Genomic DNA, 7,723 nt, shown 5'->3' with positions numbered 1-7,723 from the left:
GCTTTTATATTGCTTGTTTAAGAAAGAAGGTGTAGCATCATGGAAACGACTGTAAAAAAACAAAAGAAAAATCTAGAAACAAAGAAACCATCAATTTATTCTTTACAACTTCATGAAATGCAAGATTGGTTAAAGGAACAAGGAGAACCTAAGTTCCGTGCAGGACAAATTTTTGATTGGCTATATAAAAAACGTGTAAAAAATTATGAGGATATGTCAAACCTTGCTAAAGGATTGCGCGATAAATTGTCGAATTCCTTTGATATTACTACTTTAAACACTTTAGTAAAACAAACGTCTTCGGATGGAACGATTAAATTCCTATTCCAGTTATACGATGGATACTCTATTGAAACTGTACTAATGCGACATGAATATGGAAATTCCATTTGTGTAACAACACAGGTGGGTTGCCGCATTGGCTGTACGTTCTGTGCTTCTACACTTGGTGGGTTAAAACGAAACTTAGAGGCTGGAGAAATTGTAGCGCAAGTAGTAGAAGTTCAGCGTGCGCTTGATGAAACAGAAGAACGTGTAAGTTCTCTTGTTGTTATGGGAATTGGAGAACCATTTGATAATTATGATAACTTAATGTCGTTCTTACGCATTGTAAATCATGAAAAAGGAATTCATATTGGTGCAAGACATATGACAGTTTCAACAAGTGGAATTGTTCCAAAAATTTATAAGTTCGCTGAAGAAGATATGCAAATTAATTTTGCGATTTCATTGCATGCTGCAAATACAGAGATACGTTCAAAATTAATGCCGATCAACCGTGCTTATAAGCTACCTGATTTAATGGAAGCTGTTAAATACTATGTAAATAGAACAGGGCGTCGTATTACATTTGAATATGGCTTATTTGGAGGAGAAAATGACCAAGTTGAGCACGCTGAAGAACTTGCTGCGCTCTTAAAAGGTGTAAAATGTCATGTAAACTTAATTCCGGTAAACTACGTGCCAGAACGTGATTATGTACGTACGCCACGAGAACAAATTTTCTTATTTGAAAAGACGCTAAAAGATCGTGGAGTGAATGTAACCATTCGCCGTGAACAAGGTCATGATATTGATGCAGCCTGCGGTCAGTTGCGTGCAAAGGAGCGCAAAGAAGAGACGAGGTGACTAGATGAAAGCCGTGTTTCTATCGGATAAAGGAAAAGTTCGTCAACATAATGAAGATAGTGCAGGAGTTTTTCGCAATTTAGATGGAAATATTTTAGCGGTAGTAGCAGATGGAATGGGAGGTCATCGAGCTGGCGATGTAGCTAGCTCGATGGCTATTCAATTATTCCATGATTATTGGAAGCAAACGCATAATATGAATGAGCCTAAAAAGGTAGAAAAGTGGTTACATACTAACGTTGGAATTATTAATGAGCGCATATWTGCTTACTCTAAGCAGCATGCAGAATGTAATGGCATGGGAACAACACTTATAATAGCCATTTGTACATCGAATTTTGTGACGATAGGTCATATAGGAGATAGTCGGTGTTATATGGTATCAGAGGGGAAAATGACGCTTGTAACGGAAGATCATTCGCTTGTAAATGAACTTGTGAGACATGGCGAAATTTCAAAGGAAGATGCAGAATATCACCCGAAAAAGAATGTTTTGTTAAGAGCATTAGGAAATGAAGAAACAGTTGGATTAGATGTTAAAACATTGGTGCTTGAAGAAGATGATCAATTACTTCTTTGCTCGGATGGATTGTCTAACAAAGTTTCTATTGCTGATATGCAACAAATTTTACAATTGAATGAACAGCTCGAGGCGAAGGGAGAGCATCTCATTCAATTAGCAAATGATCGTGGTGGAGAAGATAATATTACCCTCGTTATTATTGATTATACGGATTCGACAAACGAAAGTAGGTGAAGTGCAACGTGCTGATTGGAAAACGCTTAAATGACCGTTATAAGCTGCTGAAAATGATTGGTGGTGGAGGAATGGCCAATGTATATTTAGCTCATGATGATATACTTGGCCGAGATGTAGCGGTAAAAATATTAAGACTCGACTATTCAAATAATGAAGAGTTTATTAAACGTTTCCATCGAGAAGCGCAATCTGTTACAACGTTGTCGCATCCAAATATTGTGAATATGTATGATGTTGGGGAAGAGGATGATATATATTATCTTGTAATGGAATATGTACCTGGACGAACATTGAAGCAATACATAATTGATCGAGGGATGTTACCGATAGGAGAGGCTCTTGATATAATGGAGCAGTTAACGTCCGCTATGGCACACGCCCATCATTTTGAGATTGTACATCGCGATATTAAACCGCACAATATTTTGATTCGAGATGACGGATTGGTCAAAGTAACAGACTTTGGAATTGCGACGGCTACAAGTGCAGCAACGATTACACATACAAATTCGGTGCTCGGTTCGGTGCATTATTTATCACCAGAACAAGCGCGCGGCGGTATAGCGAATAAACAATCAGATATTTATTCACTTGGAATTGTTATGTTTGAATTGTTAACAGGAAGACAACCATTTTCTGGTGAATCTGCTGTTGCAATTGCGTTAAAACATTTACAAAATGAAATGCCATCTCCAAAAAGATGGAATGAAAATATTCCACAAAGTGTTGAAAATATTATATTAAAGGCAACTGCGAAAGATCCGTTCCATCGATATCAATCTGCTAACGCGATGAAACGAGATATTGAAACAGCACTATACCCAGAACGAATAAATGAACAACCGTTTTATATACCAGAAGATATGGAAGCAACGAAAGCGATTCCAATTATTCAACAAGAACAACTATTTCAAAATGTAAGTGATGAAACGATTGTATTAAAAGGAAGTAAAGTGGATGAACAAGTAAGAAAAGAAGAGACCGAATCAGGTAAGAAGAAAAAACGAAGTAATAAATGGCTGAAAGTTTTAATTACAACATTTTTACTTTTAGCGATAGGGATAACCTTAGCACTTACTGTTATTCCAGGCTTCTTTATTCCGAAAGATGTGAAGGTTCCTGATGTGGCTGGTATGAAATATACGACAGCTGTAAATACATTAGTTGAAAAAGGTTTTGAAGTTACTGAACCTAATCTTGTATATACAGATGATGTTGAAGCCGGAAAAGTGATAAAAACAGATCCTATAGCAGGAAGAGTTGTGAAAGAAAACTCTAAAATTACTATCTACCAATCAGGTGGGAAAAAGAAAAGTAAGATGCGTGATTTTACAGGAAAAGATTTCGAGAGTATAAGGACTGAGTTAGAAGAAAAATATAAACAAGTTACAATAAATTATATTGAAAATGATAAGCCGAAAGGTGAAATTGTAGAGCAAATCCCAACGCCTGATCAAATGGTTATAGAGGCAGAACAAGAACTGAAAGTTTGGGTAAGTAAAGGACCTTATCAAATAAGACCAGGTGATTTTTCAGGATGGACTGAAAATAGTGTAAAAGGTTATTTAAATGAAAGAAAGCTTGTTTCTGATATAAAAAGAGAGTATTCAGATACGGTTGATAAAGGCCTTGTTATTTCACAGTTACCAAAGCCTGGGACACCTTTAAAAGAAGGAGATAAAGTATCGATTGTTATCTCMGAKGGTCCGAAGCCTAAAGTRACGAAAACGGTAAAAGTGGATAACRTTTCTATCCCATATGAAGCTTCTGCAACAGGTGAGAAAAAGCCGCAAACAATAGAAATTTATAAAGAAGATATGCAGCAAAAAATGGATAAACCAGTTGAAACGAGAACAATTACTGAGTCAGCGATTATTTCTTTAGAATTTGTAATTCAAGAAGGTGCAAAGGGACAYTATAAAATTGTCCGAGATGGAGTAACGATWATGGACAAGGAAGTACCATATCCARCTCAATAATAGTGAATTCCATCGTCCTTATATAGAAGATGGAATTTATTACTCTTGCCTGTTATGCTGTCTACATCGTGGACTGTATAACAGGCAAAAATATATGATTCAAAAAGCTGTAAAAGTGATACTGTTGTAAATAATATTTCAAATTTGATGGTAGATTAAATATATGAACCTGGATATATATTTGGTGGGATTTGAAATAATTGTTTAAAGGACACTAGTCTATTCATATTTAATTGCAGTTTCATTTTATACAAAATAAAGGAGAATTATATGCCAGAAGGAAAAATTGTAAAAGCTCTAAGTGGGTTTTATTATGTGCAGAATGAGGAAGGGATTACACAATGTCGTGGGCGTGGTGTATTCAGAAAGAATAAAATTACGCCACTTGTAGGAGACCAAGTTGTTTTTCAAGCGGATAATCCGAATGAAGGTTATGTGTTAGAAGTATTTGATCGGAAAAATGAACTTGTTAGACCTCCTATTGCGGGTTATGATGTGTTGTTTACTTCTATAAATACATCGGAAAGTATTGATATTCTGAAACCATTCTTAGAAGGTTGTATTTCCGTCGTTGCAGGCCAATCTGGTGTTGGGAAATCTTCAATGCTAAACGTATTACGCCCAGATTTAGAATTGAAAACTAATGATATTTCTTCACATTTAGGACGTGGAAAGCATACGACAAGACACGTGGAATTAATTACAGTTGGAAGCGGACTTGTTGCGGATACACCTGGTTTTAGTTCGCTTGATTTCATAGATATAGAAGTAGAAGATCTTACATATTGTTTTCCAGAGTTGAAAGAAGCGAGCCAATACTGTAAATTTAGAGGGTGTACACACCTTGCTGAACCGAAATGTGCGGTTAAAGCTGCGGTTGAAGAAGGAAAGATTACCGAATATCGTTATAAGAATTACAAACAATTCGTAGAAGAAATTAGAGAGAGAAAGCCGAGGTATTAGTCATGATTAAAATTGCACCATCGATTTTATCAGCAGATTTTTCCAGATTAGGGGAAGAGATTAAAGATGTAGAAAAAGGCGGAGCTGACTACATTCACGTCGATGTAATGGATGGACATTTCGTACCAAATATTACGATTGGACCATTAATTGTAGAAGCAATCCGTCCGATTACATCATTACCGTTAGATGTACATTTAATGATTGAAAATCCTGATAACTATATCCCAACTTTCGCAAAAGCGGGAGCGGATATTATTACTGTTCATGTAGAAGCGTGTCCTCATCTACATCGTACAATTCAGTTAATTAAATCTCATGACATTAAAGCGGGGGTTGTATTAAATCCGCATACGCCAGTTTCAACGATTGAGCATGTATTAGAAGATATAGACATGGTATTACTTATGACAGTAAATCCTGGATTTGGCGGACAGAAGTTTATTCATTCTGTATTACCGAAAATCAAACAAGTTGCAGAGATGGTTAAAGAGCGAAATCTAGAAGTGGAAATTGAAGTTGATGGTGGTGTCAACGCTGAAACGGCAAGACTTTGTATTGAAGCAGGAGCGAATGTTCTTGTAGCGGGATCAGCAGTATACAATCAAAAAGACCGCGGTGAAGCAATTCGTGTAATTCGCGGATAAAGAATGAACGAACCTTTATCCTAGTGAAGCTTCTAGTTCATTAAGACTTCACTATTTATACATGTTAGAGTGGCAAATAAGGAGAAAGGCAATCTACCGAATGGCAGATTGCCTTTTTACAATAGAAGGGGAAGGGAAAATGATTATTCATATTTTAGCGGGAGGACCTGCAGAATACTGCGCAGATTTTTCTCGGTATGAAAATGAAGAAGTAGTTTGGACGGCCGTTGATAGAGGAGTGTACCGTTTGTTGAAAAGAGGAATCACTCCGGCTGTTGCGTTTGGGGATTATGATTCAGTTACTGATGAGGAATTAGCATGGATGAGGCAGCAAACAAATGAATTACATATCGTCCCGCGAGAAAAAGATCAAACAGATTTAGAAATTGCAATTAGCTGGGCTTTAGAACAGAAACCAAAATTAATTCGTATTTTTGGTGCTACTGGTGGAAGACTTGATCATGGTTTAGCAAATATTCAGATGCTTTTAAAGGGATTAGAAGTAAATATAGAAATGTGTATTGTGGACAATAAAAATGAAATAATGGTGAAAAAGTTTGGTATGTATATAATTGAAGGAAACGAACATTTTCCATACGTATCATTTGTACCAGTTACTGAAAGGGTAGAAGGTATTACACTTCACGGTTTTAAGTATCCCCTTACTAATAAAACAATAGAGTGGGGATCGACACTTTGTATTAGTAATGAACTCGTTGAGGAAAAAGGTACTTTTTCATTCACTTCTGGCATATTAATGATGATAAGAAGCACTGATTGAAGAAACAATTTTGCTCCTTGCATCATATAGTGAACAAGTGGAGTAATGGGGATTAGGAGGGAAACCATGAGATTTTATACAATTAAGTTACCTAAATTTCTTGGTGGAATTGTTCGTGCGATGTTAAATACCTTCAAAAAAGACTAAAAAAAGCACCTATTACCGGTGCTTTTTCCAATGGTATAATAAAAAAAGAGCCTAGCGGCTCTTTTTTTTATTATTAAACACGTTCGATTTTGCCAGATTTTAATGCTCTAGCAGAAACGTAAACACGTTGAACTTTTCCGTCGATGCGTACGCGAACTTTTTGAAGGTTAGCGCCCCATTTACGTTTTGTAGCGTTCATTGCGTGAGAACGAGAGTTACCAGAACGAGCTTTTCTTCCAGTGATAGCACAAACACGAGCCATTTATATTTCCCTCCCTTAACTACCGTAACATACGTAATTTTTCAATATTAGTCTTTTATGCGATGCTAAAAACACTACTATAATTTAACACAACTAAAAAGAGAATGCAACACCGTAGGAAAAAGAAATCAAGAAAAAATACTTGACACTATATGTCAATGAAGAAAAGGTGAAATCAAGAAAAATTGCTTGACATATTATAGTGGTACATGTTGTATAATAACAATGGACTATTTTGCTCATCATAAAAAAATGTAATTTAAAACATAAAATATGAGAGTGAAAAAGAAAGAACGATGGAATTTTCTTTAAAAAGATTATATGATAGTAACTAAAGTAGTCTAGCTCACTTTCACCATTTATGAAGGGGGAAACGAGATGTCAATTGAAATTAAAACGAAGTACGGTCAAATTGATATTAGTACAGATGTAATTGCAACAATTGCTGGAGGTGCCGCAGTAGATTGCTACGGTATCGTAGGTATGGCATCAAAAAATCAGTTAAAAGATGGATTAACAGAAATTTTACGAAAAGAAAACTTCACTAGAGGCGTTATTGTTCGTAAAAATGAAGATGAAGTACATATTGATATGTATATTATTGTGAGCTATGGTACGAAAATTTCAGAAGTAGCACATAACGTGCAGACTAAAGTGAAATATACATTAGATCAAACTGTAGGACTAGCAGTAGATTCTGTAAACATCTACGTACAAGGAGTTAAAGTAATAAACTTGTAATGTGCATTAAGGAGGAAAATCTGTGTCAATTCAAAAAATTGATGGAAAACGTTTATCACAAATGATCATTCAAGGAGCCAATAATTTAACAAATAATGTTCAGCTTGTTGATGCATTAAACGTATTCCCAGTTCCAGATGGCGATACCGGTACAAACATGAACTTATCAATGACTTCAGGCGCACGTGAAGTGAAAGCAAATCCTTCRCAGCATGCTGGTAAAGTCGGTGTAAGTTTAGCCAAAGGATTATTAATGGGAGCTCGTGGAAACTCTGGGGTTATTTTATCTCAGTTATTCCGTGGTTTCTCTAAATC

At 35.9% G+C, this 7,723-nt stretch carries 10 protein-coding genes; 9 read left to right on the top strand and 1 reads right to left on the bottom strand.

Features of this window, described 5'->3' with window-relative positions:
• Positions 1 to 39 precede the first annotated feature (39 nt).
• The 7 genes from rlmN (at position 40) to spoVM (ending at position 6,405) form a co-directional block, all read left to right on the top strand.
• Positions 40 to 1,128, top strand: coding sequence for a dual-specificity RNA methyltransferase RlmN (gene rlmN / locus AC1DJR_RS18150; protein ID WP_002014500.1), 1,089 nt, complete (start codon positions 40 to 42; stop codon positions 1,126 to 1,128).
• A gap of 4 nt (positions 1,129 to 1,132) precedes the next feature.
• Positions 1,133 to 1,885, top strand: a complete 753-nt coding sequence (locus AC1DJR_RS18145; protein WP_477003175.1) for a Stp1/IreP family PP2C-type Ser/Thr phosphatase — start codon at positions 1,133 to 1,135, stop codon at positions 1,883 to 1,885.
• 8 nt (positions 1,886 to 1,893) lie between these two features.
• Complete coding sequence (pknB, locus tag AC1DJR_RS18140; protein WP_477003174.1) at positions 1,894 to 3,867, top strand: Stk1 family PASTA domain-containing Ser/Thr kinase; 1,974 nt, start codon at positions 1,894 to 1,896, stop codon at positions 3,865 to 3,867.
• Positions 3,868 to 4,137: 270 nt separating this feature from the next.
• Entirely contained in the window at positions 4,138 to 4,830 is a 693-nt protein-coding gene (gene rsgA / locus AC1DJR_RS18135) for a ribosome small subunit-dependent GTPase A (protein ID WP_477003173.1), read from the top strand.
• A 2-nt stretch (positions 4,831 to 4,832) separates the two neighbouring features.
• On the top strand, positions 4,833 to 5,477 hold the full coding sequence (gene rpe / locus AC1DJR_RS18130; RefSeq protein WP_002014505.1) for a ribulose-phosphate 3-epimerase: 645 nt from the start codon (positions 4,833 to 4,835) through the stop codon (positions 5,475 to 5,477).
• Between the two features lie 100 nt (positions 5,478 to 5,577).
• Positions 5,578 to 6,258, top strand: a complete 681-nt coding sequence (locus AC1DJR_RS18125; protein ID WP_429691813.1) for a thiamine diphosphokinase — start codon at positions 5,578 to 5,580, stop codon at positions 6,256 to 6,258.
• 66 nt (positions 6,259 to 6,324) lie between these two features.
• A complete protein-coding gene (spoVM, locus tag AC1DJR_RS18120) occupies positions 6,325 to 6,405 on the top strand; it encodes a stage V sporulation protein SpoVM (RefSeq protein WP_001213599.1) in 81 nt (26 codons plus the stop codon).
• Positions 6,406 to 6,478: 73 nt separating this feature from the next.
• On the opposite strand, the gene rpmB is transcribed toward spoVM, so the two are convergent.
• Positions 6,479 to 6,667, bottom strand: coding sequence for a 50S ribosomal protein L28 (rpmB, locus tag AC1DJR_RS18115; RefSeq protein WP_000124776.1), 189 nt, complete (start codon positions 6,665 to 6,667; stop codon positions 6,479 to 6,481).
• A gap of 378 nt (positions 6,668 to 7,045) precedes the next feature.
• On the opposite strand from rpmB, the gene AC1DJR_RS18110 reads away from it, so the two are divergent.
• Together AC1DJR_RS18110 and AC1DJR_RS18105 are read left to right on the top strand one after the other, a co-directional pair.
• Positions 7,046 to 7,408, top strand: coding sequence for an Asp23/Gls24 family envelope stress response protein (locus tag AC1DJR_RS18110; protein WP_002014507.1), 363 nt, complete (start codon positions 7,046 to 7,048; stop codon positions 7,406 to 7,408).
• A gap of 22 nt (positions 7,409 to 7,430) precedes the next feature.
• Positions 7,431 to 7,723 (top strand): DAK2 domain-containing protein (locus AC1DJR_RS18105; RefSeq protein WP_477003172.1); only part of this gene is annotated, 293 nt, incomplete at its 3' end.

It is taken from the genome of Bacillus sp. 05T31 (genome assembly GCF_056396725.1).
The sequence above is the reverse complement of the archived record's forward strand: the minus strand, read 5'-3'. Positions and strand labels throughout refer to the sequence as shown.